21 protein-coding genes are annotated in these 25,070 nt (G+C 38.0%); 10 read left to right on the forward strand and 11 right to left on the reverse strand.

What is annotated here, in order from left to right:
• Position 1: 1 nt before the first annotated feature.
• The 4 genes from ACN9MR_RS20100 to ACN9MR_RS20115 form a co-directional block, all read right to left on the reverse strand.
• Entirely contained in the window at positions 2-1,555 is a 1,554-nt protein-coding gene (locus ACN9MR_RS20100) for an N-acetylmuramoyl-L-alanine amidase (RefSeq protein WP_426326321.1), read from the reverse strand.
• A complete protein-coding gene (locus ACN9MR_RS20105; RefSeq protein WP_426326322.1) occupies positions 1,552-1,920 on the reverse strand; it encodes a BlaI/MecI/CopY family transcriptional regulator in 369 nt (122 codons plus the stop codon). Before ACN9MR_RS20105 ends, ACN9MR_RS20100 begins: the two co-directional genes overlap by 4 nt.
• A gap of 735 nt (positions 1,921-2,655) precedes the next feature.
• Entirely contained in the window at positions 2,656-3,327 is a 672-nt protein-coding gene (locus ACN9MR_RS20110) for a DUF1345 domain-containing protein (RefSeq protein WP_426326323.1), read from the reverse strand.
• Positions 3,328-3,331: 4 nt separating this feature from the next.
• On the reverse strand, positions 3,332-4,114 hold the full coding sequence (locus ACN9MR_RS20115) for an O-methyltransferase (protein WP_426326324.1): 783 nt from the start codon (positions 4,112-4,114) through the stop codon (positions 3,332-3,334).
• 44 nt (positions 4,115-4,158) lie between these two features.
• On the opposite strand from ACN9MR_RS20115, the gene ACN9MR_RS20120 reads away from it, so the two are divergent.
• Positions 4,159-5,022 carry a transglutaminase-like domain-containing protein gene (locus ACN9MR_RS20120; RefSeq protein WP_426326325.1) on the forward strand — a complete coding sequence of 288 codons (864 nt, stop codon included), beginning with the start codon at positions 4,159-4,161 and terminating at the stop codon, positions 5,020-5,022.
• A 17-nt stretch (positions 5,023-5,039) separates the two neighbouring features.
• Positions 5,040-6,164, forward strand: a complete 1,125-nt coding sequence (locus tag ACN9MR_RS20125; protein WP_426326326.1) for a glycoside hydrolase family 18 protein — start codon at positions 5,040-5,042, stop codon at positions 6,162-6,164.
• Here ACN9MR_RS20125 and ACN9MR_RS20130 read toward each other — a convergent pair.
• The 5 genes from ACN9MR_RS20130 to prfB all read right to left on the reverse strand — a co-directional run bounded on the left by ACN9MR_RS20130 (position 6,159) and on the right by prfB (position 10,793).
• Positions 6,159-6,641: a CAP domain-containing protein gene (locus ACN9MR_RS20130; protein ID WP_426326327.1), complete on the reverse strand. Its 483-nt coding sequence runs from the start codon at positions 6,639-6,641 to the stop codon at positions 6,159-6,161. The genes ACN9MR_RS20125 and ACN9MR_RS20130 overlap by 6 nt on opposite strands.
• 72 nt (positions 6,642-6,713) lie before the next feature.
• On the reverse strand, positions 6,714-7,541 hold the full coding sequence (locus tag ACN9MR_RS20135; RefSeq protein ID WP_426326328.1) for a glycoside hydrolase family 16 protein: 828 nt from the start codon (positions 7,539-7,541) through the stop codon (positions 6,714-6,716).
• Between the two features lie 411 nt (positions 7,542-7,952).
• Positions 7,953-8,753 (reverse strand): hypothetical protein, encoded by an 801-nt coding sequence (locus ACN9MR_RS20140; RefSeq protein WP_426326329.1) that lies wholly within the window; start codon positions 8,751-8,753, stop codon positions 7,953-7,955.
• A gap of 40 nt (positions 8,754-8,793) precedes the next feature.
• Positions 8,794-9,708 carry an alpha/beta hydrolase gene (locus ACN9MR_RS20145; RefSeq protein ID WP_426326330.1) on the reverse strand — a complete coding sequence of 305 codons (915 nt, stop codon included), beginning with the start codon at positions 9,706-9,708 and terminating at the stop codon, positions 8,794-8,796.
• A gap of 10 nt (positions 9,709-9,718) precedes the next feature.
• Positions 9,719-10,793, reverse strand: a protein-coding gene (gene prfB / locus ACN9MR_RS20150) for a peptide chain release factor 2 (protein WP_426326331.1) whose coding sequence is annotated in 2 segments (ribosomal slippage) — positions 9,719-10,732 and positions 10,734-10,793 — 1,074 coding nt in all. Because the reading frame shifts where the segments join, the coding sequence is not laid out codon by codon here.
• Positions 10,794-11,190: 397 nt separating this feature from the next.
• On the opposite strand from prfB, the gene ACN9MR_RS20155 reads away from it, so the two are divergent.
• Together ACN9MR_RS20155 and ACN9MR_RS20160 are read left to right on the forward strand one after the other, a co-directional pair.
• Positions 11,191-12,444: a 6-bladed beta-propeller gene (locus tag ACN9MR_RS20155; RefSeq protein WP_426326332.1), complete on the forward strand. Its 1,254-nt coding sequence runs from the start codon at positions 11,191-11,193 to the stop codon at positions 12,442-12,444.
• A gap of 13 nt (positions 12,445-12,457) precedes the next feature.
• Positions 12,458-15,283 carry an outer membrane beta-barrel protein gene (locus tag ACN9MR_RS20160; protein WP_426326333.1) on the forward strand — a complete coding sequence of 942 codons (2,826 nt, stop codon included), beginning with the start codon at positions 12,458-12,460 and terminating at the stop codon, positions 15,281-15,283.
• 18 nt (positions 15,284-15,301) lie between these two features.
• On the opposite strand, the gene ACN9MR_RS20165 is transcribed toward ACN9MR_RS20160, so the two are convergent.
• On the reverse strand, positions 15,302-16,606 hold the full coding sequence (locus ACN9MR_RS20165) for an amidohydrolase (RefSeq protein WP_426326334.1): 1,305 nt from the start codon (positions 16,604-16,606) through the stop codon (positions 15,302-15,304).
• Positions 16,607-16,842: 236 nt separating this feature from the next.
• Entirely contained in the window at positions 16,843-17,352 is a 510-nt protein-coding gene (locus ACN9MR_RS20170) for a hypothetical protein (RefSeq protein WP_426326335.1), read from the reverse strand.
• Between the two features lie 156 nt (positions 17,353-17,508).
• On the opposite strand from ACN9MR_RS20170, the gene pgi reads away from it, so the two are divergent.
• The 6 genes from pgi to ACN9MR_RS20200 all read left to right on the forward strand — a co-directional run bounded on the left by pgi (position 17,509) and on the right by ACN9MR_RS20200 (position 25,061).
• Positions 17,509-19,155 carry a glucose-6-phosphate isomerase gene (gene pgi / locus ACN9MR_RS20175; protein ID WP_426326336.1) on the forward strand — a complete coding sequence of 549 codons (1,647 nt, stop codon included), beginning with the start codon at positions 17,509-17,511 and terminating at the stop codon, positions 19,153-19,155.
• Positions 19,156-19,325: 170 nt separating this feature from the next.
• Positions 19,326-20,639: a M16 family metallopeptidase gene (locus ACN9MR_RS20180; RefSeq protein WP_426326337.1), complete on the forward strand. Its 1,314-nt coding sequence runs from the start codon at positions 19,326-19,328 to the stop codon at positions 20,637-20,639.
• A 32-nt stretch (positions 20,640-20,671) separates the two neighbouring features.
• The gene (locus tag ACN9MR_RS20185) at positions 20,672-22,750 is read left to right on the forward strand and encodes an insulinase family protein (protein ID WP_426326338.1); all 2,079 of its coding nucleotides are present in this window, start codon (positions 20,672-20,674) and stop codon (positions 22,748-22,750) included.
• 387 nt (positions 22,751-23,137) lie between these two features.
• Positions 23,138-23,506: a hypothetical protein gene (locus ACN9MR_RS20190; protein ID WP_426326339.1), complete on the forward strand. Its 369-nt coding sequence runs from the start codon at positions 23,138-23,140 to the stop codon at positions 23,504-23,506.
• A gap of 58 nt (positions 23,507-23,564) precedes the next feature.
• Positions 23,565-24,107 (forward strand): YceI family protein, encoded by a 543-nt coding sequence (locus ACN9MR_RS20195; protein WP_426326340.1) that lies wholly within the window; start codon positions 23,565-23,567, stop codon positions 24,105-24,107.
• Between the two features lie 6 nt (positions 24,108-24,113).
• Entirely contained in the window at positions 24,114-25,061 is a 948-nt protein-coding gene (locus ACN9MR_RS20200) for a DUF5777 family beta-barrel protein (RefSeq protein ID WP_426326341.1), read from the forward strand.
• Positions 25,062-25,070: the final 9 nt, after the last annotated feature.

Consider the following 25,070-nt stretch of genomic DNA (forward strand, 5'->3'; position numbering starts at 1 on the left):
ACTAGCACCCACGTTTAGAAAAAGTCACAAATCCATCTAAAATCAAATTACTGATCCTTCGGATATTTTTCTCCTGATTGATGTAATCAAGGGTCTTACTGTCTGATATATTTCCAAGCTCAATTAAAACTGCAGGCACTTTAGATTCCCGGAGCAATAAGAGGTTTGCGTTTTTCAACGAATCTCTTACTTCAAGTCCATTTAGTTGCTTCAACTTGCTTAAAATACCCGCACCCAGATCTTCAGCAGTTTTAATATTGCTGTTCAGTTTCGAAACATAAATTTCGATGCCGCCGAAAGGTACGGCCGCATTTGCAAGTGTTGCATTATGGTGGATGGAAATAAAAGCCGTAGCCTCCTGTTTCGGTAAACGATCGCGAAGTGAAATAAACTGGTCAGAATTTCTCGTTAATATTACTTTAATCCCTCTTTTTGCCGCTTCCTCCTTTAATATTTTTACCGCCCTTAGGTTTAGGTCTTTTTCCTTTTGTCCATCCAGGGCAGCTATTGCACCATCTTTTCCGCCATGTCCGGCATCAATAACCAATGTAGGCTCCACTTCATTAAAAGCAACATTTGGATTAACCTTAATATTGCTGTTTAAATAGTTCATCGCATAAACATTTGGCTTTGTCGGCGCATCTGCTGAAGTCTGATTCCCTGCTAATGTTTTCTCAACAATAATTTCTTTGCGGTTTACAAATGCCATACAGCAAATCATTAAAACCGGAACAATGGCTAAATAGGCAAGCTTTTGCAACTTAGCATTTGGTTCTTTATACAACATCATGATTCTATTTTTTAGTGGAAGTTTACTAAAACTATTAATGGCTAAATTTTTAGCTGGCATAGCCAGATTTAAAAGTAAAGAAGCATAAATCTTCTTATCTGCCACTTTCGAAGTCTCCCGATCAGCCAGAAATTCGTGGTTATGATCGATGGCATTCCGCCAGAAATAAATAATGGGGTTAAACCAAAGGATTGCAGTAACGAAATTGACTAAAAGTTTATCGACAGCATGAAGCTGCTTCACATGAACCGATTCGTGTTTAATTACCAGATTCTTTTCATCGGGTTGCAAGGAAGAGTCGACAATAATCTGGTTAAAAAAAGAACAGTTTTTTATGGTTGATTTTGCATCGACCAAGATAACGGCCCCGCTCCTATCTATGACATTTTTACGCAATTGAATCTGAATGCGCGCTATCATAAAAAGCATTCTAAAAACAAGGGCCGCTAAAACTAAGCAGTAACCATATATGAGCAGTCGATCCCAATTCAGATTAGTGTTGGCGCTGCCGCCATCATCTACAAAATCCTGCTCAACAAAACCATCGTTGCTATAAGCTATTTTTGACGGAATCTCCTGACTGGTAACCATTACTTCCTGACGGTTTTCGATGGTAACTGCCGGAATGCTAAAACTCAACACCAGCATCATTAATAAATAAGCACGGTTCAGGTTAAAAAACGTGAGTTTAGCCAGTAAGAACTGATAGGCTGCAAAGAAGATCGCGGTACAGGCCGACACCTTTAATAAGTAAATTAAAATCATGACTTTGGATTTTGGTTAATGATCTTTTTAATTTCTTCTATATCCTTTTCACTTAGTTTTTCTTCTTTTACCATAAACGATAAAAGGCTGGTGGGAGAATTATCAAAATAACCTGAAAACAACTTCGAAAAGGTAGTTTTGGCATATTCATCTTTTGTAATCGCCGGAAAGTACTCGTAGGTTTTTCCATAGGCCTTATAATTAACATAGCCTTTCTTCTCTAAAAGCCTAACAATTGAGGAAATGGTATTGTAAGGTGGTTTAGGTTCTTCTTCCAGTTCATCGATAATATCTTTCACAAATGCCTTTTGCAGCTTCCATAAAACCTGCATAATGCGCTCTTCTGCTTTGGTTAATTCTTCCATGCCCAAATCTATAACTTATTTTTCAGTTTTACAACTAAAAAACAAGTTACATTACTGAAAAATCAGTTCAAAAATATAATACACTGATTTACAGACGTATTAAGAGAGTATTAGTTTGTTTGAAAACGTGCATACTATGGTTCTTGGCGGGTGAAGCCCTGCCATTCGCTATAGCCCTCATGAAAAATTCGTGGCTACCGCTGCTGTCTGGTTTATAATGAAAGGTTTGCTCCTGGCATGGAGCCAAAAAGCATCTATCCCTGGTATCTAAACCTAAGGGATAGAAGCGGGATACTTTTTGGAGGTCACCCTGAGCGGAGTCGAAGGGCAGCCAAAAGAACCAGACCGTTCATTTCCCAATCCTAAAATTCACGTTTTTTATTTGAAAACGAACGGTTTGTGGTTCTTGGCGAGTGAAGCCCTGCCATTCGCTATAGCCCTCATGAAAAATTCGGGGCTACCGCTGCTGTCAGGTTTATGATGAAAGGACTGCTCCTGGCATGGTGCCAAAAGGCATCGATCCTTGGTATCTAAACCTAAGGGATAGAAGCGGGATACTTTTTGGAGGTCACCCTGAGCGGAGTCGAAGGGCAGCCAAAAGAACTGGACAGCTCATTTCCCAATCCTAACATTCACGTTTTTTATTTGAAAACGAAGAGATTGTGGTTCTTGAACAAAAAATGTAATATGATAGATCTCTCCACTTCGCGATGCTTCGGTCGAGATGACGATTCGTTATTTGCTTAACCCAGCCAATGCATTAATGGTTAAAGCTACAATTACGGTATTAAAAATAAAGGCAATTAAACTATGTAATAGGGAAAGGCGTCTGATCTTCCTGCTCGAAATTTCTACATCCGAAACCTGGAAAGTCATGCCCAATACGAAAGAAAAATAGGCAAAATCGATGAAATCGGGTTCATCATCACCAGGAAATTCCAGTCCAACTCCTTTTTTATCAATATGTTTCTTCTTATCGTCGCCATAATACAGGTGTGCATAACGCAAGCTAAAGGTTGTGTGCACTAAAAACCACGATAAAAACATGCCTGTAATAGCCACCACCAGATCGAGTGGTTTGATATCTTTATTAATTAACAGTAAAATTACGGCAAGTAAACCAGCAAAGGTAGATACCACCACAATGACAAAAATTTCGCCACGGGTTTCATCCTGCATTTTGGCTTTAAGATGCGTTTCGGCCGCAGAAGTATGAAAAAACATGTACCAATGGAGGGTGATCAGCATTAGACAAAATATATCCCAACCGAACATGATGTGTGTAAGTACACTCATTTCAAAAAAAAGCGAAACCAAATAAAAAGCAATCCCTGAAAAAAGACTAATCAACAAAATAAACAGTGCTGACCGTTTCTGGATGCCTTCTAATTTCGGTTCGATTCCCATTCTCTTAAAATTTAAGTTTAAAGTGTTCTTTGGCCTGCCCTTTTTTAAAGTAAACCAACCCTATCCAGAAGAGATCTACAGTTACGGTAACATCAGGATGATTTTTAATTTCTGTCCAGGCTTCTTTCATGCCTTCGCTCCAATAAATATCGTCAAAAATCAGTAACGAATCTTCATTAATTTTAAGCAAACACCATTTAAAATAATTCAGGGTAGCATCTTTACGGTGGTTGCCATCAATGTAAACGAAATCTAAACTCGGCTGTTTGGCAATAATATCGGGTAAGATCAGATCAAAATTGCCCACATGAAGCTCGATATTCTCTAAATTTAGATCCTCGAAATTTTTCTTCGCCACCTCTGCCGTTTGCGGACAACCTTCAATGGTAATTACTTCTGTATCAGGACTTGTTTTAGCCAGATAAGCCGTTGTAATGCCAAGGCAAGTGCCTAATTCTATAGCGCTTTTAGGATTTGTATTTTTTGCCAGCCGATAAATCAGTTTGGCCAAGCGTGGACTTTTCAAGGCATTCTTCGCAATCTGACTTACCTTTTTTGTACGGCTCTTATTGAGGTGAGAACCCGCCCCAAGGTCTGTAACAGTGATTATCGAATCGTCATTAAAAAGTTTTTTTCGTTGTTCTTCTATATTTTTGTATTCAGATTTGTCGGTAAAATCGTAAATTACCTCATCAGCGAGCTTGTACACGAATGGTGAGTGCGTTCCATGTCGGCTTTTTGCTGTTAAACGGTGTTTAAGGTAATCTGTAATAAATTGAAATAGCATAATATTGCAAAAGTAATTAAACACTGCAAACGTAGGTATGTTTTATGGAAAATAACGCAGAGATAAGTGCTTTAGTAAAATTGTTGGATGACCCTGATGAGGAAGTTTTCCATCATGTAGAGAAGAAACTGCTTGAATATGGCGGCGAAGTAGTACATTTTTTAGAAAATGCCTGGGAACAGTCTTTTGATGGTTTGTTACAGGAGCGAATTGAAAATATTGTTCATCAGATCCAATTTAAAACGGTTAAAGAAGATTTAAGCTTATGGTATTTAAGCGGTGCTTTTGATTTATTACAGGGTGCATTAATTATAAACCGGTACCAATATCCGGATTTAGACGAGCAAAAGGTAATTAACCAGATGGAAGAAATTAAAAGAGATATCTGGTTGGGCCTTCAGTATGAAATGAGCTCAGTTGAAAAAGTGAAACTGATCAATCACGTTTTATATCAGCAATATGGTTTTGGTGGCAATACCAAAAATCATCACGACCCTCAAAATTCTTATTTAAACCAGGTTCTGGAAAGTAAAAAGGGTAATCAGATTTCGCTGGCCATTATCTATTCTACCCTGGCACAGAAATTAGATCTGCCTGTTTACGGCATCAATTTGCCACAGCACTTTATTTTGGGTTATATAGACGATAGCAAACAGGAAGGAAGCGAATATGGCGTACTTTTTTACATCAATGCTTTTAACCGTGGTAATATCTTCGGCAAGCACGATGTTGATCAGTTTCTGCGTCAGCTTAATTTAGAGGCTCTACCAGAATATTATAGGCCTTGTAGTAACACCGATATTATCCGCCGGGTAATCAGAAACCTGATTTCGGCCTACGAAAATGCAGGGGCTACCGATAAGGTTGCCGAATTGAACGAACTTCAGGATATTATTGCCGAAAAATAACTTATAAATTTTAGCCCGTGCAACAAAGAAAACTTAGTCTCCATCCTATTCCATTCCATATTATTGCGGTTATTGTTTTTACATTGCTTTTCAGCATTCAATTAAAAGCTCAAAAAACAGTTAAACCAAACGTTATTGCCTATTACACCGGACAAAATTCAGTAATAGATAGCTTTCCGATCGAAAAACTGAGCCACCTGATCTACAGTTTTGGGCACTTAAAGGGCGATAGCTTAAACATTAACTCGGCTAAAGATTCTGCGCTGATTACAAAGATGATCGATTTAAAGAAACGTAATCCCGATTTAAAAGTGATGATTGCCATGGGAGGCTGGAGTGCCTGCAAAGATTGTTCTGAAGTTTTCAGCAGAGCTGACGGAAGAAAAACATTTGCAAAAACCACTAAAGAAATACTCGATTTTTTCCATGCCGATGGTATAGACATTGATTGGGAATACCCGGCAGTAGTTGGCTTTCCTGGCCATCGATATACTGTAGATGATAAACATAACTTCACCTTATTGATTAAAGAACTGCGTAAAAAACTGGGCAAAAAGGCCGAAATAAGTTTTGCAGCAGGCGGTACAAAAAACTGTATCGATTCTTGTTTTGAATGGGATAAAGTAATGCCTTTGGTAAACCGGGTTAATGTTATGAGCTACGATCTGGTAAGCGGATATGCAACGCAAAGCGGCCACCATACCCCGTTGTACGCTACCACTCAACAATCTTTATCAGGCGATTACGCTGTAAAAGCTTTAATCGGTTTAGGCGTACCCGCACAAAAAATTGCATTAGGAGCAGCATTTTACGCCCGCATTTTTGAAAACACTATTGATGCAAACCAGGGATTATACCAGCCTACCAAATTTTTAAGCGGTGTTTCTTTTAAGAATTTTAAAAAGCAGTTCACGGCAGAAAATGGCTATACTTATTATTGGGACGAGAAAGCCAAAGCTCCATATTATTATAATCCACAAACAAAATATCTTGCCACTTTTGATGATCCTAAATCAATTTCATTAAAAACCAAATATGTTATCGATCAAAAATTAAATGGCATCATGTTCTGGGAATTAACAGATGATGCTTATAACGATGGGCTATTGGATGTAATCGACAAAACGATAAAAGAATTATAACGGGGCACCAAAGGTTACCACCCAGTAATTTTGGGCCATGCCTACACCCGCTTCTTTGCTATTGGCATCCATCATGGCTTTACAATGGCTCACACTATTTTTCCATGCAGCAATTACCTGATCTGCCTGGCTATATCCCTTAGCTAAATTTTCTGCCTTAAAATCACCTGTATAACCTGCATTTAATGCACGCTCTGCAGGAGTACCCCCTTTAGGAGATAAATGATCAAAATAGTTTTGCTGTGCCATATCCTTAGCGTGGATTATTGCCGCATTTTGCAACTGTATATTTAAAGACAGGTTAGCCACCGGAGGCATGTATGCTATGCCACAATTACATCCACTCTGCCTTAACAGATTAATTTTAGCCATTAGCAAATTAACATCATTCTCTGGCACCGCCATTTCATCTTTTTTACACTGCGCAAATAAAATGCAGAGCAGTATACAGGCAAACATGCATAGGCATTTTTTCATATTTATTTTATGCTATAAAAGGAGGCAACTATAAAGCTACCTCCGAAAGTGAATGTTTGTTTTTTTTATAAATTAAAAAGCTCTTTCTCTACCCATATAAACATTTTTACCTGTGTACAAAGTATTGCCAGAAGGGCCTGGGGAGCCGCTATCACCCTCCATTTGCATATTGATAATTAGCCACATGGGTTTATTAACAGAATTACTCATGGTATGCTTGGCTACCCAAACGTTATCAATATAATAATGGCAATCTACATCTGTTGCGCTTACTTTATTGTACCAGCATTTATAATTATGGTATGAGCCCGCATTAGAAACGGCTGTAAGTTTATTTTCCCAACCACCATCATAAGTATTCTGCCAATTGGTGTTATTGCCTTTAAACTCCATGATATCACTTTCAGGTGGCCATGAATTAACGCCGGTAATCCAAAAAGCGGGCCAGGTTCCTTTACTGGTAGGTACAGCAAAATCGCCTGAAATGGTATAACTGGGAAACTGATCATTGATTATAACCTGTTGTTTGGCATAACAAGCACCTGAATTGTACCAAATAGCAATATTGGTAAAACCGTTAGCCGTACTGTTTCCTGGCGATGATGCCAGACGGGTGGCTTTAATGGTGAGTACACCTCCGCTTAGCGAAAGCTGGTTATGGTTTGAGGTACTCCCAACCATGCGGGCAGAACCATTATGATCGGTACCCCAGGGATAATTATAATTCCACTGTGCCTCAAAATTAGTATAGTTGGCAAGAGAATTACCATCTATTAATGTTTCCCAGGCTTTAACTTGTCCGTTTTCTTGTTTAACTTCTTCTTTATCTTTTTTACAAGATAAAAGTGATACAAACATGCATGTAAATAACATACACCATTTCATTTTTTCATTTCTCATTTTTTTTGAATTAGGTAAATATTTGGTTAATTGTAAGGCATTAAGACATGATGAATCAGCTGTAAATCAATAATTAACAAACACAAAAAGTTTCAGCGACCACCATATGGGAGACAAGGTTAGTTGGTATTTTTTTCATAAGATTTGGTTAGGCTACAAACATAATTTCAATTTTAAAATTGACATGCTTGTAAGCAAAGATATACGTAGGCTTATCAAAAAATGAGGGGCTAAATCGTAAAAAAAGAGTGGTAAAATGAGCGTTTTTACATCAATTTTTCTTAATATGGGTTATTTTCTGTTTCTGAACGTTTAACTGTTTAATTTTGTTGACGGCTAAAAATCCCACAAAAACAAAAGCCTGACCACAAGAGTTATGGTCAGGCTTTAATAAAATAAATGGTTTAAGATCTATTTGCAGTTATAAGTTAAACTTAAAGATGTGGAAGATTCGTCTGTTGCACTCCCACCCATTTTAGTTTGGTTTTTGATAACAATTGAAGTTGCATTGCCCTTACTATCAAAAGCATAAGTATATTCTTGTGTATCCACAGTAGCCATGTTATTCGAACTTGTAACTGATTTTTTAAGCACGTTTTTTGATGTTTTTCCGAAATAATTACCTGGCAAATAATCTACAATAGTCGAAAGTGGGTCAGTCATCTCATAAGCATTTACCGCAACTTCGCCCGAATACTCATAAGTGGTTGTTTCCACACTTCCATCATTGGCATATGTTATTTTGGTTTGAGTTAAATTACCGCCCGTATAGTTAAGCTCGGCAGTAGAATTCAGGTTATTTCCTAAATAGCTTTTAATTATAGTTAAATAACCATCAGTATTATAAGTATAGGCCCTCGTTGCACTAACACCAGGAAAAAAATCAGACATATAACTGGATATTGCCCTCCCGTTTGACACGGTCAGTTCTGTTTTTTCACCACTTTCGAGTGTACCAATAATTTTTGTTGCAGAATAGCTATAAACCATAGTTTCCCCATCACTGGTTGCACTGATTAATTTACCAGAAGCATCATACTTATAGCTGATTGCAAACCCACCCAGTACACCGAGGTCGGCCTTTAAACTCGTCAGTTTACAACCATTTCCATTAGGATCGGGCTTGGCATTCCAATTAATTTCTTTTTTACAACTTGCTATCGATATGATAGCAACAAAAGCGACCATAACATATTTAATTGTTCTTTGCATTAAAATTTCCGGTTAAGAGGTTAAAATATCAGCAAAGGTATTAAAATTTCTCTTTTTTCATCCAATCAGCCAACAAGTTAAACCAATCTACATCCGAAGTTCTGTTGATTAAGCCAAACCCGTGACCACCTTTCTCGTACAGATAAATATCGGTATCTACCTTCTTCTGCTTTAATGCCTCATTCATTAAAACACTATTTTCAAAAGGAACAGTTTTATCATCTTTAGCATGAACAAAAAAAGTTGGGGGTGTTTTCCTGGTTACATTTTTATTGGCCGAGAAATAATGTTTTAAACTATCAGCAGGATTTGGGCCCAATAAATTTTTCATGGTACCGGTATGCACAGATTCTTCAAAACTGATTACAGGATAAATCAATGCAGCGAAATTTGGTCTTAAATCTACCTTTTCAGCATCGGCAATTTTAAGATCGTTATAATGAGCAACCAAAGTTGATGCAAAATGCCCCCCGGCAGAAAAGCCCATAATACCAATCTTGTTGGCTTTAATTCCATATTTTTTTGCATTTTTCCTAATCAGGTAAATGGCCTGCTGTGCATCCTGCAATGGGCCATAAGTTTTATCAACCATAATCTGATCGCTCGGTAACCGGTACTTCAATACAAAAGCGGTAACCCCTATCGCATTAAATCTTTTGGCTACATCAGTTCCTTCATGGCTAAATGCCAAAGCACCGTAACCTCCGCCCGGGCAAATGATTACTGCAGTTCCTGTAGCGATATTTTTAGGTGCTTCGAAAACCGTAAACGTGGGTACCGATACTTTGGTAACACTCAAGGTACCATTTGCGCGTACTTCTGTATTTTCTACATAATCAGCAGGTGTAGTTTTAGCACCTGGAATTTCACCTGAATATAACGGTACAACTTCTTGGGCATTCGAATAGTTAACTACCATAAACAATAACATGATAAGGATGGATGATTTTGCCATTTGTTTTAGATTAAAATTCCATTAAATATGCTTTTAAAAACCCGTTAATATCGCCATTTAAAACCGCATCAGGATTAGAGGTTTGATAATTGGTCCGGTGATCTTTTACCCTTCTATCATCCAGCACGTAACTTCTGATCTGCGAGCCCCATTCTATTTTCTTTTTCGATCCCTCTACCGCAGCAATTGCTTCGTTACGTTTCCGTTCCTCAATTTCGTATAATTGAGATTTTAATAAACGGATAGCATTCTCTTTATTCTGCAACTGCGATCGCGACTCCTGGTTTTTAATAATAATGCCTGAAGGTTTGTGGTATAAACGTACAGCTGTTTCAACTTTGTTTACATTTTGTCCGCCTGCTCCACCAGCCCTAAATGTTTCGAATTCTATATCAGCAGGGTTAATATCAATCTGTATGGTATCGTCAACCAAGGGATAAACATAAACAGAAGCGAAAGATGTATGCCTACGGGCGTTCGAATCAAATGGAGAAATCCGAACCAAACGATGCACACCATTTTCGCCTTTCAAATAACCATATGAGAAATCGCCATCAAACTGAAGCGTTACCGATTTTATGCCAGCAACCTCCCCTTCCTGGCTGTCTTGTTCGGTAATCTTATAACCGTTCTTTTCACCCCACATCATGTACATGCGCATGAGCATATAAGCCCAATCGCAGCTTTCTGTTCCACCAGCTCCGGCAGTAATCTGTAAAACGGCAGAAAGTTGGTCTTCTTTGCTACGTAGCATATTTTTAAGTTCCAGTTCTTCTACTGCAGCTTTACTGATCTCAAACTGGTCTTGCAGCTCAGCTTCTGAAGCATCGCCCGATTGAAAAAACTCAAACATTACTGCAGCATCTTCAACCGCATTATTGGTTTGGTTAAAGCCATCCGTCCATTTTTTCTTTGAACTGATTTCGGCAAGAATTTTTTCTGCTTTTTTAGGGTCGTCCCAGAAATCGGGAGCCATTGTTAATTTTTCTTCTTCGCGGATGGCGTAAAGTAGCTCATCAACGTCAAAGATACCTCCTCAGCGACGTTACCCTGTCCCTTAAATCTTGAATATTTTCTTTGGTCATGGAACAAATATAGTAATAAAGACAGCTTTTTCTGAGATCATTACGAAGTCTTTACGTTTAGGGTTAGCGCTTTGTATCGATTAACCAATTAAACCATTAATCTCCTTAGCAGGAAGCTTGGAGTTGATGCAGGGGGATAAGTGTGAGTTAATTGCTTAATTCGTTGGGCTATGGCCTTTGGAGTTAATTAATCGATTTAGACAACCTCAATATAACATTATAACGTTGTTAAAGTTTGTTAAAAGAATTAAACTGAATGATCAACTAACAATTTAATTAATTAATTTCCCAGAAATAATTGTTTGATCAGCCAGAATTAAACCATGTGATTACCAGATGGTGTAACTACGGCCCGATTGGATACAATTACATTAATATTAACCTCTAACAAACACAAATGAAAATGCTATTTTTTATTTTAGGGTATTTATTTTTCTGTACTGCCACAAGAGCGCAAACGGGCAAAATAGATAGTTCTGAAATGGTCACGCTCCGTATCGACCCCCAAGCTGCGCGTGGTGCAGCCGTTTCTCAAATTTTTAGTGAAGTAGAATTTATCCCGCTCGAAACCACAAAAGAAAGTCTTTTTGGAAATATAAATGATCTAAAAATTATTGAGGATAACTATGTTATTTTTGATTACGATACCAAAGCGATTCTAATTTTCGGAAAAGACGGCAAGTATAAAGCAAAGATCAATGCCAGCAATGTACCAGTTGAAAAGGACGACAAAAATAAAGTCGAGTTTTATGGTTTTATCGCAGAGCAGGAAAACAACACCAATTATATCGCTGTTTTTTCGGGTTCACGTATTTTTTATTTTGATTTAAAGGGTAAGCTGGTTAAAAAGATCATGCAGAAAAATTACATCAATCTCCACAAAACCCGGGATATAAAATTTAAAGATCAAGGTGCTGTGTTCAGGCCGGATTTTTTGGAAAGAAAGGGCAAAGACAGTACCTATTATGAACTGGGCATAATCAATAACAAAGACTCGGTAGGTTATTTCCCTTATAGCATAAAAAGATATGAAAACGACGAGTTTTGGAGTTCTGGATCTCGCTTCTATCAATCTTCACCTAATGAGGTGCTGTATTTAAACTTTTATTCCTATGATATTTATAAAGCCAGGCCCACCAAACTTTCGCTTGCTTACCACCTCATATTTCCTGCGGTTTATTCGCTGCCTAACGATTTTGCCACCAATCCGGTTTATGTAAAAAAGAGGGGCGAGTATTTTCAGAACAATCCCAAAGTTTTCTACTGTTTAAGCAATACCTTCCTGGTGGGCAATAACCTATTTCTCAAAATGCACAACTATGGCTGGGACCGAAGCACGAAAAAGGCGCTTATTTACAACCTAAAAACCAGTGACCTAACCTCTATTCAGGATCTGGAACCCGATTCGCTATCTTCTTTTTTGCCGGTAACAGATGCAAATGGCGATTTTTATGACTTTATGAACCGTGGTTTCCATCTTTTTGAAAACGGTTATTTCTACACCAATTATTCGTCTTTAGCCATGTTTACCTTTAAAGAACAAAGCGAGGGTAAAACAACAAAATACCCGCCCAATTTAGAAGCTTACTTTAAAACGCAAAATAAAAAGAGCAATCCCATTATCATTAAACTTAAACCTAAACAAAATTAATTTCTCCATCTAAATGCGCTATACCTTACGCTACCTCATCGTATTTTTAATGTTATTCAGTTTTTACAATTCAAAAGCCCAGCAAGCTAACCCCACTCAAATTGGGGCAGTAAAAGGTGTGATTAGAGATACCACGCATAACTATAATTTAAAATCGGCCACCGTATCATTATTTAAAAGCGATAGCACCTTAATCAGTTATCAGCTGAGTAATAACTATGGTGAGTTTAGTTTCAAAAACCTACCTCTTAATGCTAAAATGTATGTAGAAATAAGCCACGTTGGCTATCAATTGCTCCGTAAAAGTTTCACCATTATAGACGAGAAAAGTGCATTGGATTTAAAAACATTGATTATTGCTATAAAAGACAACAATTTACAGGATGTGGAGATTAGGGTTGCACCCATTACCATGAATGGCGATACCTTAGAGTTTAATGCTGCTGCTTTTAAATTGGATAGCAATGCCGTTGTAGAGGATCTGTTGCGCAAAATACCCAATGTAACTTTGTGGGGCGATGGACAGATTACTGTTAATGGCCGAGAGGTAAAAAGTTTACTGGTGAACGGAAAACAGTTTTTTGGCGGTGATTTTAAAATGGCTACTCAAAACATTGCTAAAAATGCTTTAGATAAAGTACAGGTTTATCGGGAAAGAAATGAAAAAAACCCGCTTGATAGTACTTTAACCGTAAATTTAAAACTTAAAAAAGGAAAAGATATTGGTTATTTTGGCAAAATCGGTGCCGGGTATGGGACGACCAAAAAATACGAAACAGATGCGAGTCTGAACATGTTTTCGCCCAAAATGCAACTGGGAATTATAGGCGCAAGCAACAACATCAATAAAACGGCCAATAACATTAGAACATTAACAGCCAACAGTACTTTTAAGGGGCTAAATACCAATGTAGAGTACCAGCCCGATTTCAGGCAATCGGGCATTAACCAGCCGAATATCGGTGGTGTAACTTTTACGTATAATTTTATCGAAAAGCCTGAATACAATAAAAAAAGCACCTTAAATGCCAACTATTTTATCCAGAACAGAAACAACGAGAATGTGTTTGATGCACAAACAACAACCTCTATTAATGCTACAGATAAAATATTCGATACAAATACCACAACGGGAAATTCAGTTTCCACTAATCAAACCTTCGATTCGAGTCTCGAATTTGCGAATAACAACAACCGGTTTAATATTAACCAATCCATGTCGTTAAACAATGGCACCTCGAATAACAATACGCAGAGAAGTGCTTTTAATGGCCAAAATGTGCTTACCAGTACCAACAATAGCAAAGCGCAAAGCAGTTTTAACAATAAGGGATTTAATCTGGCCATCCGTTATGGTTTATCGCCTAACTATGTCACCAGAAGAGAACACCGTTTTAACGGCCTTAATGCAAATTACCGCATATCGATAAATGATAATGATAACCAAAGCTCGAATTTAACCGCGTTCAGGTCGTTTATAAACCCAGCGTCCAACACAGATTATGACAGACGATATGACACACAACAACAATCTTTCAACCAGTCTTTGTTATTAGAATTGCCCAATTTAAAATCGCTCCTGTTCGGTTATAAAAATCTTGCGGGCTTCGACTTATCTTTAAGTAATAATTTAGAACTGAACAACAATACCGATCATAACCGGGTAGAAGATTTGAAGGGAAATGCTTATGCGACAAACACCTATTTAAGCAATAATGCCAAAACAAATGTAGTTGATGAAACCCCAGGCATAACCTTAAGCAAATCTTTCCGCGAAAGTTTATCCAACAGATTTGACAAGAACTTACGGTTTGATCTTTCAGCTAAACAACGGTTTATTTTCCAGGATAACCGCTCGGATAAGACACAACAGAACATTAACCGGGCCTACAACAGTTTTGTTCCCGAAATTAATATCAATTATAGCAATTACCAGTATGGCGATTTCTACAGATCGATGACCCTAACTTACCATACCAATATCATCATCCCTTCTTTACAGCAACTGGCGCCATTAACCGATAGTACAAACGTATATAACTTACAGATGGGCAATATTAAACTAAGAGAAGCTAAGGACCGGTCTGTTAATTTTAACCTCAACCATTCGGATCAAAAGAGCAAAAATACGCTAGACTACAGTTTAAATGCTTCTGCAGGCATAATTGAGGATGGCATTATAGACAGTATTTTCATCGATAGCCAGAACAAGCGAACCATTTATTTAACCAATGCTACTGGTAATAAGTATTTAAATGGAAGCGGTTACTTAAGAAAAACATTTAAACTAAAAACCTCCGAGCTGCAGCTCAGCCTGAACGGCGGGTTCAATATAGCCAAGAATGCCGGTTACCTAAACAATGTATTCAGTTTTTCGAATATCTTAAATACCAATGCGAAACTCAGTTTAAACTATACCTATAAAGATAAATTTGCCACGGAGCTGGGACAGGGATTTAATACCTATCGATCTGAACAGGAAGCTTTCGATACGAAATATAGCGGGTTAAATTTAGCCAGCACAGTAAGTACTATTTATAACATTACGAAAAAATTCACACTGAGCAGTAACATCAGTTTTAACTCCAGCAAATCGAACAGTGCTGCAAGTATTAATTTTGCCATCTGGAATGCCAGCGCGGTTTATCGCTTTCTGAAAGGAAATAATGCTGAGTTTAAATTCTCAGCTATGGATCTACTTCATCAGAATACGAACATTATTAATTATGGTGGTGCCAACAGTTTTACTATAGGTACGCAGAATGTACTACAGCAATATTTTATGGCTACTTTTTCGTATTACCCTAGGCAATTTGGCAAAAAACCAGTTAAGAAATAAGATGATCTGAACATCATCTTATTTCTTCATCGACATATAATCTAAAGTAAGATTAGAGAGTAATTTAACACCCAATACAAAGCCACTTTCATCCAGATAAAAATCGGGAGTATGGTGCGATGGAGCCTTTAAAGGGTCCTTACCTTTTGGCATCCCGCCTAAAAACACAAATAAGCCAGGTACTTTTTCCTGAAAGAAAGAGAAATCTTCTGCACCGGTAACTGGTGGTTTTAATTTCACATGATCTTTACCTGCCGTTGATTCCATGCTTGGCAACATCTTTTCGGTTAGCGCAATGTTATTAAAAGTAACCGGATAATGGTTGCTATAAGGAATTTTAACTTCAGCGGTTGCACCGCCTGCTTCGGCCGTTTTGGTTACTATGGTTTTGATCCTATCGATAAACATGGCCTCATCTTCCTTACTAAAGTTGCGTACTGTACCTAACATTTCTACCTTTTCGGGAATAATATTCGACCGTACACCACCATTAATAGCGCCAATGGTAACCACACCTGGGTTTTCAGTTACATTTAAATTTCTACTGACTATGGTTTGCAGGCTATTGATAATCTGAGCCGAAACCACCACCGGATCGATACTGCTCCATGGATAAGCCCCATGTGCCTGGCGGCCGGTAACGGTAATCTTCATATCGTTTACTGCTGCCATTGTACCCCCTGGGCGATAAGTTACATCGCCAACTTCTGTTTGAGAATTGATGTGTAAACCGAAAATCACATCAACTTTAGGGTTTTCGAGTACACCCTCCTTAATCATTAACGCTGCCCCACCTTCATCTCCGGCAGGTACACCTTCCTCAGCTGGCTGAAATATAAATTTCACCGTCCCCTGAATATCTTTTTGCATAGAAGCCAGCACTTCTGCTACGCCCATTAAAATAGCCACATGACTATCATGCCCACAGGCATGCATTACGCCGACTTCTTGTCCGTTATATTGCGTTTTCACCTTCGAGGCAAATGGAACATCTACCCGCTCGGTAACCGGCAAACCATCCATGTCGGCACGCAAAGCAACTACTGGCCCGGGTTTACCTCCTTTTAGCACACCAACTACGCCTGTTTTAGCTACACCTGTTTTTACTTGTATACCTAAAGACTCCAGGTGCTTTGCAATAATGCCAGCTGTTCTCACTTCAGTATTTCCCAACTCGGGATGTTCGTGAAAATCGCGCCTCCAGGTAATTACCTTTTGTTCGATGGCATCGGCTTTTTTCGAAACCAATGGTCTTAAATCTGATTTTTGGGCAAAAGAATTTAATGCCAATAGCGAAAAACCGATCAGGAATATTTTCTTCATAAATGAATTATTTAGTTTAGGTGCCCTAAGCTAAACAATTTTAAGGAGAGATGGAATTTGGTCTTACCTGAACAGACAACAACATTATTCTACAGGTATCGACGCTAATGTTTCCAAAATGGATTTTAGAGTTGTCAACTTTAATGGCAAGTTTACTATTAAAGGTTGACAACTCTTCTTAAGTATATATTTTTACGGGTAGATCAAAAGACATGGGGCCTAAAATCAGTAAATGCTTAATTAAATATCCCCTTCAGCTTATCCATAATCCCACCTTCACCTGTTTGGCCAGGTTGTGGTGCCTGCCCACCACCATTAAACATACCTATTACGTCACTTACATCAAATTTACCATCATCACCACCCAAACTCCCTAAAACATCTTTAATGTTAAAGGAGTTATCGTTCGGGTCGTTTGTTTTCTGGGTAAACTTGGCAATCAGGCCCGGAATAATACTTGCCGCCAAAGACTTCGCCGTATCGGCATTAATGCCCAAGCCACTTAATTTATCCATAAAACTCCCCGAAGCCTGTTCAGCAACCTGAGTACCTTCTGCTTTGTTCCCGTTAAATATATCAGTTAATGCACCAATATTACCTGATGACACCTGATCTTTCAACGTATCGAAGATAGAACCCGATGCAGCCTGGATTACTGCTTCATTTTGCTCGTTCGGAATAGCAGTGTTGTTTACAACACTTTCCTGTACGTTTTCACGCACCATTTCATTTAAATTTTCTAACATAACGTAGAATTAAAGGTTAAAATAATTGATGAACTAACAGGGACAGTGTATTAAAGTTAATGTGTTTAATCGACATTAAAAATTCTTATTGATTTAGAACATTAAAAAGACCATTTTAAATTTTTCCTTTATTACTTTTACAAAAAAACAAAGATTATGTTACCTAAAGTAAATTTCACAGAAACTGAGGCCTACAAGTATTTAGCCGATCATTTTATAGATATTAATCAAAAAAGCATTAAAGACCTTTTTGCTGAGGATGCAGATCGTTTCAATAAGTTTTCTGTTTTTTTTGAGGATATTCTACTGGATTACAGCAAGAACCGCATCAGCGATGAAACATTGGCACTATTGATTCAACTGGCACGCGAGTGTAAATTGGATGAGGCTATAAAATCGATGTACAACGGCGATAGAATTAATGAAACCGAAGATCGTTCGGTGCTTCACATCGCCTTACGTAATTTAAGCAATACACCAATTTTAGTTGACGGCAAAGATGTGATGCCCGAAGTAAATGCAGTATTGGCTAAAATGGAGAAATTTAGCAATAGCATCATCAGCGGTGAATGGAAAGGTTATACCGGTAAAGCCATTACCGATGTGGTTAATATCGGTATCGGTGGGTCTGACTTAGGTCCGGTAATGGTTACCGAAGCACTAAAACATTATAAAAACCACTTAAACATTCACTTTGTTTCGAATATTGACGGAACACACATCGCCGAAACATTAGCAGGATTGAATGCTGAAACTACCTTATTCTTAGTCGCATCAAAAACCTTTACTACGCAAGAAACCATGACGAATGCACACTCTGCCCGTACATGGTTTTTGGATAAAGGTGGGAAAGAAAGCGATATTGCTAAACACTTTGCCGCATTATCTACCAATGCTAAAGATGTTTCTGCTTTTGGCATCGATACCGAAAATATGTTTGAGTTTTGGGATTGGGTTGGTGGTCGTTACTCATTATGGAGTGCTATCGGTTTATCCATCTCATTAAGTATAGGCTTCGATAATTTTAAACAATTGTTAGCCGGTGCCCATGCAACTGATAACCACTTTAAAACGGCCGAATTTGAAAGTAACCTACCTGTGATTTTAGGTTTGTTAGGCGTTTGGTATATCAATTTCTACAATGCAGAAACACAGGTTATTTTACCTTACGACCAATATATGCACCGTTTTGCTGCTTACTTCCAACAAGGAGATATGGAGAGCAATGGTAAACATGTAGATAGAAACGGGAATGAGGTTGATTATGAAACCGGACCAATTATCTGGGGTGAGCCTGGAACAAATGGCCAGCATGCCTTTTATCAGTTAATCCATCAGGGTACCAGAATTATCCCTGCCGATTTTATTGCTCCGGCCCAGAGTTTGAATCCACTAGGCGATCATCATCCAATTTTACTATCAAACTTCTTTGCACAAACAGAAGCTTTAATGAACGGTAAAACCGAAGAAGAAGTAACTGCTGAATTAAAGAAAGAAGGCAAATCTGATTCAGAAATTGAAAAAATTGCGCCGTTTAAAGCATTCGAAGGCAATCGCCCAACAAACTCTATATTATTGAAAAAAGTAACTCCATATACTTTAGGCAGTTTAGTTGCCATTTATGAACATAAAATATTTGTTCAGGGAATTATCTGGAACATCTTCAGTTTCGATCAATGGGGAGTAGAGCTTGGCAAACAATTGGCCAAAAAGATTCTTCCAGAGTTGGCAGGCGACGAAAAAGTTTCGAGCCATGATAGTTCTACCAACGGCCTAATTAACCAATACAAGGCCTGGAGATAAAATATATTAAAAAAGCGAGTGTTAATACTCGCTTTTTTATTTAAATCTCATATTTTAGGCCGATCCTTATTATTGTTTCACGCTAGTGAAAAATCTAAAATTAACTTATTAATGAAATAGTTGCTCGCTTTCTGCTTTTGATTATTTCTAATCATTAAAACAAACTATCAATGAAAAAAAGAATTCTCTTTGCTTTGGCTATTTCCGGTCTGTGCTTAAGTGCTTCTGCCCAAAAAGTACAGTTTACGGAATTCGACCTGGACAATGGCCTCCATGTCATTCTACACCAAGACAAAACTGCTCCTGTTGTTGCCGTTTCGGTAATGTATCATGTTGGTTCTAAGGATGAAGAAACTCAACGTACAGGTTTTGCTCACTTTTTCGAACATTTATTATTCGAAGGTTCTAAAAATATTAAAAAAGGTGAATTTATGAAATTAGTGAGTAGTAATGGCGGCCAGAACAATGCCAATACCTCTCAAGACCGTACTTTCTATTATGAACTTTTCCCATCAAACCAATTAGAACTCGGTTTATGGTTAGAAAGTGAAAGAATGTTGCACCCGGTAATTAACGAAAGTGGAGTAAAAACACAAAACGAAGTAGTAAAAGAAGAAAAACGATTACGCATAGACAACTCACCATATGGAAAATTCACAGAGAAAATTTTCGGTCACTTGTTTGATGGCCATCCTTACCGTTGGCAGCCAATTGGTTCAATGGAGCACTTAGATGCAGCAAAATTGAGCGAGTTTATTGCTTTCTTTAAAAAATATTATGTACCCAACAATGCAGTTCTAACCATTGCAGGTGATTTAGATGTAGAGAAAACTAAAGCTTTGGTAAAATCATATTTTGCTGAAGTACCTAAAGGAGCACCAATTGTACGTCAAGAATTCAAATTACCAGAAATTACCAAAGAAATTATAGATACGGCTTACGATGCCAACATCCAGATCCCGGCTATCTTCGCGGCTTACCGTGTACCAGGCATGAAAAGCAGAGAGAGCAAGGTTTTAGGCATGATCAGCTCTATTTTATCAGAAGGTGGAAGCTCGAGATTAAGCACTAAAATGGTCGATCAGAAGAAAACAGCATTACAGGTTGCTGCTTTTAACTATTCGCTTGAAGATTATGGTGCTTATATCACCTTAGCTTTACCCAATAAGAATACACCACTTAACGATTTATTAAAAGATATTGATGAAGAAGTTTTACGTCTTCAAACCGATTTAATTAGCGAAAGTGATTATAAAAAACTGCAGAATAAATTCGAAAACAACTATGTAAGTGCAAACAGTAAAATGTTAGGTGTTGCCGAAAACCTGGCCGATGGCTATACTTTCCATGATAAGGACACAAACGATATCAACAAGGAATTAGAGGTAATCAGATCAATCACCCGTGAGGAGATCAGAGATGTTGCTAAAAAATACCTGAACAAAAACCAAAGAGTTGTATTGTATTACTTACCTAAGAAATAAGCTGATCGCTTTTCATTTTAATTATTAAAAACATGAAGAAATTATTCATTATAGCTGCAGTTTCCTTATTGGCTCAAGGTATTTCAGCACAAACAATAGATCGAAGCCACAAACCAAAACCAGGTCCGGCACCAGTTATTACTGTTGGCGATCCTGTGATTTACAAATTAGCGAATGGCATCACTGTTTTGGTGGTAGAAAACCATAAACTCCCAAAAATATCAGCAAGTTATAGTATCGATGCAGGCCCTATTACTGAAGGTGCAAAAGCTGGCGTTGTTGGTTTGATGGGCAGTATGCTAAACGAAGGAACCACAACTAAGACAAAAGCACAATTTGACGAGGCGGTAGATCAGCTTGGTGCCGATGTAAGTGCTGGGGCTAATGGTGGTAATGTTTCGGCTTTAACCCGTTATTTTCCTGAGGCGTTTGCTTTAATGGCCGAGAGTATCCGCAAACCTGCCTTCCCTGCAGAATCTTTCGAAAAACTAAAATCGCAAACCATTACCGGATTAAAATCTAACGAGAAAAGTGCAAAAGCCATTTCAGCACGTGTGGTAAATGCATTGGCTTATGGCAAAAACCATCCTTACGGAGAGTTTGAAACCGAGGCTTCTATTACAGGCATTACTTTAGACGATGTAAAAGCAGCTTATAAGAAATACATTACCCCATCAAGAGGTTATTTAACTTTTGTAGGTGACATTAAACCGGCAGCAGCCAAAGCTTTAGCAGAGAAAGCCTTTGGCGATTGGAAAGGTACTGCCTTAACTTTACCAGTACTTTCTAAAGTTGCTAATCCAGCCAAAACAGAAGTTGACATTATTAATGTGAGCAATGCTGTTCAATCTGAAATTACAGTTGTGAACTTAATCGACCTGCCAATGAGCAGCCCGGATTATTTCCCGATCTTATTGGCGAACCAAATTTTAGGTGGTGGCTCTGAATCGAGATTATTTGATAACCTCCGCGAGAAACATGGCTTTACTTATGGTGCGTACTCAAGCACAGGTTCTGGCCGTTTCCAATCTAAATTTTCGGCCAATGCAGCAGTTAGAAACGAGAAAGTTGATAGTGCGGTGGTAGAATTTTTAAGGGAAATTAACACGATCCGTACTACAAAGGTAACTGCTGATGAATTACAAAATGCGAAAAATCTTTTCAACGGATCGTTTGCATTGGGTTTAGAAAATCCGGCACGCACTGCAGGCTTTGCCAGTAATATCTTGATTAATAACTTACCTAAGGATTTTTACCGGACTTATTTACAAAAGATTAATGCTGTGACTACAGATGATATTTTAAGGGTAGCTAAAAAATATTACAACCACGATAATACACGTATTGTTATTGTAGGCAAAACTGATGCATTTGCGGCAGGCTTAACCAAAGCAGGTTTTAAAACACAACTTTATGATAACTATGCGAATGCGGTTAAAGCAACTGAAACTGCTGCTGCACCAACAGTTGCGCCTGCAGAAATTATCAAAAACTACATTAAAGCCATTGGTGGTGAAGAAGCCATTAAAAAAATTACTTCATTACAGCAAAATGGTGAAATGGAAATGCAAGGTCAAAAGCTTACGGTTACCATTAAAAACATGGCGCCCAACTTAAGCAGCATGGAAATTTCCATGGGAGGCCAAACTGCAATGAAACAGGTTTACAATGGTAAAACAGGTTACGCGATGCAGATGGGCCAAAAGGCTGAATTAACTGGCGATGACCTGGCTGAAAAGAAAGATGACAAAGGCTATGGTAGTCAAGTGTATTATGCAACTGATGGAACGAAAATTGAAGCAGCTGGAACAGCAAAGGTAGGTACTGCTGATGCTTTTAAATTAAATATTACTTCTCCATCGGGCAAAAAGAAAACTGAATATTACGACACCAAGTCAGGCTTACTTTTAAAAGACGAAAGTACCACCACCAAAGGTGGAGCTGAAATTAGCCAGTCTGTGGAATATTCAAACTACAAAAAAGTTGGCGATGTGTTATTTCCGTTTACTTTAACTCAATCGGTAGCAACTCCACAAGGCACTCAGGAGTTTTCAGTTATAATTAAAGACATTAAAATTAATCCGCCATTAAAAACCGAAGATTTTAACTAGGTTTTAGATAAAATTATCTCGAGAGCCGTCCTGATGTAAAATCGGGGCGGCTTTTTTTGTACTTTTTTTTATTGCAGGCAACCAATCGTAAAAAGTGTACGTAACGATTAAGATTTCAATAGAAATTATTTAAAAACCCATGGTTATTACAAAAACAGCGATAGTTTTCAAATAAACAAAACATAAATCTTAAAAAATTCAGATATGGCTGCAAAAAAAACAAGTTATCGCAATTCTATTTGCTGTATTTATGATCCTGTTATGCCTATCGGTAAAAGCAAAAAACAATTCGGCCATCGCTGCAAAATTTCAATTGCACTGCAAAGCAATCGAATATGAGAATTTAGAAATGAATCTATCACCAATTTTAATCTTAAGTAAATACCTATGAAAAAACAAAATTCAATCTTTTTATTAGCCACAATTACTGCCTTGCTTTTTGCCTGCTCTAAAAAACAAGCAGAAGAATTAAAGCCCGAAACACCAACACCCAATGGCCCAACACCTGTAACCACTGCGAATGTAACCTACTCGAATTTTGCCGGGGCATTGTTTCAAACCAAATGCAACAGCTGTCACGGCCCTAATGGAGGGATGAAAGGAGTATGGGCATTGAACGGCTTAGCCTCTATAAAAAATGATGCACGTGTAGCCAATTCAGTTTTGGTTACTAAAACAATGCCTAGAGGTGGATCACTAACCGCGAGCGAAAGAGAATTATTACAAGCCTGGGTTGATAAAGGTATGCCAGAATAATGAAATAAGGATTAACGCTAATCAAGATAGTTCCATTAAAAATTTAAATAAATACACAATGCAAAAACTACTTTTCACCTTAATAACCCTGTTATTATGCACAGGCATAAAAGCGCAGATATGGGTAAGTAAAAATGTAACTTCTTCATTCTTCTCTTCAACACCTGTTGAAGATATAGATGCGTTAAGTAAAACAGGGGCTTCGGCTATCAATATCAAAACCAACGATATCATTTTCAAAATCAACAATACTTCTTTTCAATTTAAGAAGAAGTTGATGCAGGAGCATTTTAACGAAAACTATATCGAAAGCGATAAATACCCAACTTCAGATTTTAAAGGAAAAATTATAGAACAGATTGATTTTTCAAAACCAGGCACCTATCCAATCACCGTAAAAGGAAATCTGCAAATACACGGGGTTACCAAAGAATATCAGGCAAAAGGATCGCTGATTATTACTGCCGATGAAATAAAGGCCACTTCGGCCTTTAATGTAAAACTTGCTGATCACAACATCAAAATCCCAACAATTGTTTTCAAACAAATTGCCGAAACCATACAGGTAAAAATAACGGCTACTTATCAACCTAAAAAATAAAACCTTATGAAATATCATCTAAAATCACTTTTATACTTGTTTGCCCTTTGTTTACCAATAGTTGCTTCTGCACAGGATTCGCTCGAAAATGCATTACAGATGCCTGTAGAAAAAAAGAATGTAAAAGCCACATTTAAAGCAACCAAACTCATTAATATACAAACCAATGAAACCATTTACAAAAATGAACTGGATTTTAGGGTAGACCACCGGTTTGGAGATATTGCCGGATCTGGTGGCGGGATTAAAAACTTTTTCGGTCTGGATCAATCTACCGATATCCGAATAGGTTTTGAATATGGGATCAGCGATAAACTTTCTGTAGGCTTAGCCAGGGCAAAAGGTGCCGGAGTTGTAACACAATTGTATGAAGGAAATTTAAAATACCGGTTGCTGGAACAAACAGATGATGAAAAAGTACCAGTAGCGGTAACATTGTTTGGCAGTACAACCATTGCAGCCGTAAAAGCTTCAGCTGATCCAGCAGCGGCAAATGCTTACAGCAAATTCCAAGACCGTTTGACTTATGTGGTGCAAGCTGTAATTGCCCGTAAATTTAATTCGAACTTTTCGATGCTGGTAATGCCATCTTATGTACACCGCAACTTTACTGTTTTTGGCGATCAGAACGATATGCTTGCACTGTCGGTTGGTGGCCGTATCAAGATCACTAAACGGATGGCTTTTGTTGCCGATTATACCATTCCATTCAGAGATAAAGATAAAAAAGCATACCTCGAAAGCACACAGGGAACACAATATTACAAGACACTTGGTGCCGGACTGGAGTTCGAAACTGGTGGTCATATTTTCCACCTTAATTTCACCAATGCCACAGCTATACAAGAGTCGCAATTTATTACCGATACCAATACTTCTTGGCTTAAGGGGCAGTACCGCTGGGGCTTTAGTATTGCACGAAGGTTCTCTTTCGATAAGAAGAAAGCAAAGTAGATCAAACTT

This window comes from Pedobacter sp. R-06 (assembly GCF_049913135.1).
GTDB lineage: Bacteria > Bacteroidota > Bacteroidia > Sphingobacteriales > Sphingobacteriaceae > Pedobacter.

What these genes read in the sequence shown, in the direction of transcription:
- ACN9MR_RS20195 (WP_426326340.1), top strand. Translation starts at nt 23,565, where the DNA reads ATGCAAAAACTACTTTTCACCTTAATAACCCTGTTATTATGCACAGGC.
- ACN9MR_RS20100 (WP_426326321.1), bottom strand. Translation starts at nt 1,555, where the DNA reads ATGATTTTAATTTACTTATTAAAGGTGTCGGCCTGTACCGCGATCTTC.
- ACN9MR_RS20110 (WP_426326323.1), bottom strand. Translation starts at nt 3,327, where the DNA reads ATGGGAATCGAACCGAAATTAGAAGGCATCCAGAAACGGTCAGCACTG.
- ACN9MR_RS20190 (WP_426326339.1), top strand. Translation starts at nt 23,138, where the DNA reads ATGAAAAAACAAAATTCAATCTTTTTATTAGCCACAATTACTGCCTTG.
- ACN9MR_RS20165 (WP_426326334.1), bottom strand. Translation starts at nt 16,606, where the DNA reads ATGAAGAAAATATTCCTGATCGGTTTTTCGCTATTGGCATTAAATTCT.
- ACN9MR_RS20170 (WP_426326335.1), bottom strand. Translation starts at nt 17,352, where the DNA reads ATGTTAGAAAATTTAAATGAAATGGTGCGTGAAAACGTACAGGAAAGT.
- ACN9MR_RS20185 (WP_426326338.1), top strand. Translation starts at nt 20,672, where the DNA reads ATGAAGAAATTATTCATTATAGCTGCAGTTTCCTTATTGGCTCAAGGT.
- ACN9MR_RS20140 (WP_426326329.1), bottom strand. Translation starts at nt 8,753, where the DNA reads ATGCAAAGAACAATTAAATATGTTATGGTCGCTTTTGTTGCTATCATA.
- ACN9MR_RS20155 (WP_426326332.1), top strand. Translation starts at nt 11,191, where the DNA reads ATGAAAATGCTATTTTTTATTTTAGGGTATTTATTTTTCTGTACTGCC.
- ACN9MR_RS20130 (WP_426326327.1), bottom strand. Translation starts at nt 6,641, where the DNA reads ATGAAAAAATGCCTATGCATGTTTGCCTGTATACTGCTCTGCATTTTA.
- ACN9MR_RS20120 (WP_426326325.1), top strand. Translation starts at nt 4,159, where the DNA reads ATGGAAAATAACGCAGAGATAAGTGCTTTAGTAAAATTGTTGGATGAC.
- ACN9MR_RS20160 (WP_426326333.1), top strand. Translation starts at nt 12,458, where the DNA reads ATGCGCTATACCTTACGCTACCTCATCGTATTTTTAATGTTATTCAGT.
- ACN9MR_RS20145 (WP_426326330.1), bottom strand. Translation starts at nt 9,708, where the DNA reads ATGGCAAAATCATCCATCCTTATCATGTTATTGTTTATGGTAGTTAAC.
- ACN9MR_RS20200 (WP_426326341.1), top strand. Translation starts at nt 24,114, where the DNA reads ATGAAATATCATCTAAAATCACTTTTATACTTGTTTGCCCTTTGTTTA.
- ACN9MR_RS20135 (WP_426326328.1), bottom strand. Translation starts at nt 7,541, where the DNA reads ATGAGAAATGAAAAAATGAAATGGTGTATGTTATTTACATGCATGTTT.
- ACN9MR_RS20115 (WP_426326324.1), bottom strand. Translation starts at nt 4,114, where the DNA reads ATGCTATTTCAATTTATTACAGATTACCTTAAACACCGTTTAACAGCA.
- ACN9MR_RS20105 (WP_426326322.1), bottom strand. Translation starts at nt 1,920, where the DNA reads ATGGAAGAATTAACCAAAGCAGAAGAGCGCATTATGCAGGTTTTATGG.
- ACN9MR_RS20180 (WP_426326337.1), top strand. Translation starts at nt 19,326, where the DNA reads ATGAAAAAAAGAATTCTCTTTGCTTTGGCTATTTCCGGTCTGTGCTTA.
- pgi (WP_426326336.1), top strand. Translation starts at nt 17,509, where the DNA reads ATGTTACCTAAAGTAAATTTCACAGAAACTGAGGCCTACAAGTATTTA.